General features: G+C 65.5%; 3 protein-coding genes and 1 pseudogene. All 4 read left to right on the top strand.

The window, feature by feature from the left end; translation table 11 throughout:
* Nucleotides 1-1,186 (top strand): methylmalonyl-CoA mutase family protein (locus tag AC1DU6_RS27450; RefSeq protein WP_477860994.1); only part of this gene is annotated, 1,186 nt, incomplete at its 5' end.
* A 197-nt stretch (nt 1,187-1,383) separates the two neighbouring features.
* Nucleotides 1,384-1,734, top strand: coding sequence for a hypothetical protein (locus AC1DU6_RS27455; protein WP_477860996.1), 351 nt, complete (start codon nt 1,384-1,386; stop codon nt 1,732-1,734).
* Between the two features lie 18 nt (nt 1,735-1,752).
* A complete protein-coding gene (locus AC1DU6_RS27460; RefSeq protein ID WP_457326058.1) occupies nt 1,753-2,181 on the top strand; it encodes a GNAT family N-acetyltransferase in 429 nt (142 codons plus the stop codon).
* Nucleotides 2,178-2,435, top strand: a pseudogene (locus tag AC1DU6_RS27465) (methylmalonyl Co-A mutase-associated GTPase MeaB); the annotation flags it as partial. The gene AC1DU6_RS27460 and the pseudogene AC1DU6_RS27465, both read left to right, overlap by 4 nt.

Below are 2,435 nucleotides of genomic sequence, written 5' to 3' on the forward strand. Positions count from 1 at the left end.
CTGCCAGACCTCGGGATGGAGCCTGACCGCCCAGGACCCGTACAACAACGTGGTGCGCACCACCATCGAAGCCATGGCTGCCGTGTTCGGCGGCACGCAGAGCCTGCACACCAACTCGCTGGACGAGGCCATTGCCCTGCCCACCGAGTTCAGCAGCCGCATCGCGCGCAACACCCAGCTCATCATCCAGGAAGAGACCCACATCACCAGCGTCGTCGACCCCTGGGCCGGCAGCTACATGATGGAAAAGCTCACCCAGGACATGGCCGACAAGGCCTGGGAGATCATCGAAGAGGTCAATGCCCAGGGCGGCATGATCAAGTCGGTGGACTCAGGCTGGGCCAAGCTGAAGATCGAGGCGAGTGCAGCCGAGAAGCAGGCGCGCATCGACTCCGGCCAGGACGTCATCGTCGGCGTCAACAAGTACAAGCTGGCCAAGGAAGACCCCATCGACATCCTGGACGTGGACAACGTCAAGGTGCGCGACGGCCAGATAGAGCGCCTGAACCGCATCAAGGCCACGCGCGACACCGCCGCCGTGCAGGCCGCGCTGGCCGCGCTGACGCAGGCCGCGGAGACTGGCGAAGGCAACCTGCTGGACCTGTCCATCAAGGCCGTGCGCCTGCGCGCGACGGTGGGCGAAGTGTCCGACGCGCTGGAGTCCGTCTTCGGCCGCCACCGTGCCGACACGCACAAGGTCAGCGGCGTCTACGCGGCTGCCTACGACTCGGCCGAGGGCTGGGCCAAGCTGCAGGGCGAGATCGCCGCCTTCGGTGACGAACAAGGCCGCCGCCCGCGCGTGATGATCGCCAAGCTCGGCCAGGACGGCCACGACCGTGGCGCCAAGGTCGTGGCCACCGCCTTTGCCGACCTGGGCTTCGACGTCGACATCGGCCCGCTGTTCCAGACCCCCGAGGAATGCGCCCGCCAGGCCATCGAGAACGACGTGCACGCGGTGGGCATCTCGACGCTGGCGGCCGGCCACAAGACGCTGGTGCCGGCCATCATTGCGGAGCTGAAGAAGCAGGGCGCGGACGACATCATCGTGTTCGTGGGCGGCGTCATCCCGGCCCAGGACTACGACATGCTGTACGCGGCGGGCGTGAAGGGCATCTACGGCCCCGGCACGCCCATTCCGGCCAGTGCCAAGGACGTGCTGGAGCAGATCCGGGCAAGCCTGCAATGACATACGGCCGCTTTCCCGGGAGCGTCTGGCTGCTGACAAATGAAAAGCGTTCTCGAGAGGGGTATGAAGGGCTGGTGGCTGCCCGAGTCGATCCCACGCTCGGGCTGGACATACCTCGCCTGGAGCCTGCGCCTAGCACTGCCCTCTATTCGCATGGTCAAGGGCCCCACCTTCACTTGCCCGTTGTTGGACCAGCCGTGCTCAGCCGCATGTTCGGTCGCATGAAGGAGCGGGCCAAGACCGCCGCCCTGGTGAACATCGAAGGTGAAAGTCTTGGCGACATCTTTCTCTTGAGCGGGTTGCACCTGAAGGAGATGCCCTCGGGGCATCAGCGCGTAACCAGTCTTCAGATACGGATGAATCTGGAAGAGGACCGGTTGGTCCTCACGGTATCAGGGAGCCTTGGGCCTTCGCAGGAGGGTTGGTATACAGGGGCCTCGATCTATCAGGCGTTTGAAATGTTCAATGCGACGATCTCGATCCCCGTCGATGAATGCAAGTACGCGCTGTTTGGTGCCCAGCGCCCCGAGGAGCGGTCAGTTGAATAGCGTGGCCACGGAGGTGCGGTGTTGACTCTGCATACCGAAACGGTGCGGGCGGCTGACTTCGAAGACATGCTGGCTCTGCGCATCGCGGCGCTGCGCGAGAGCCTGGAGCGGCTGGGCCGCTTCAATCCCGACGTCGCGCGGGCGCGGCTGAAGAGCCAGTTCCGGCCTGAGTGGATGCAGCACCTCATCGTCGACGGCGAGCGCGTGGGCTACTTCACCGTCGAGCCGCGCGACGGCGAGTTGCGCCTGCATCACCTCTATCTGCGCGCCGACAGGCAAGGGCAGGGCATAGGTGCCTGGGTGCTCGACCAGATCAAGGCACAAGGCCTGCCCATCACATTGGCGGCGCTGCGCGAAAGCCGCGCCAACGACTTCTACCTCCGCCATGGCTTCAAGGTTGTCGAGGAGCAGGACTTCGACATCGAATACCGCTGGGAGGCTGCTTGAGTCTTGCAACGCCCCTCCAGGCCGGCGACCGCCGCGCACTCGCCAAGGCCATCACGCTGATCGAGTCCACCCGGGCCGACCACCGCGAGCAGGCCGATGCGCTGCTGACTCAGCTGATGCCCGCCACCGGCAGTGCGCTGCGCCTGGGCATCTCCGGCGTTCCGGGCGTGGGCAAGAGCACCTTCATCGAAGCCTTCGGCATGTTCCTGCTGGAACGTGGCCACCGCGTGGCGGTGCTGACGGTGGACCCGTCG

Source organism: Roseateles sp. P5_B10, assembly GCF_056400485.1.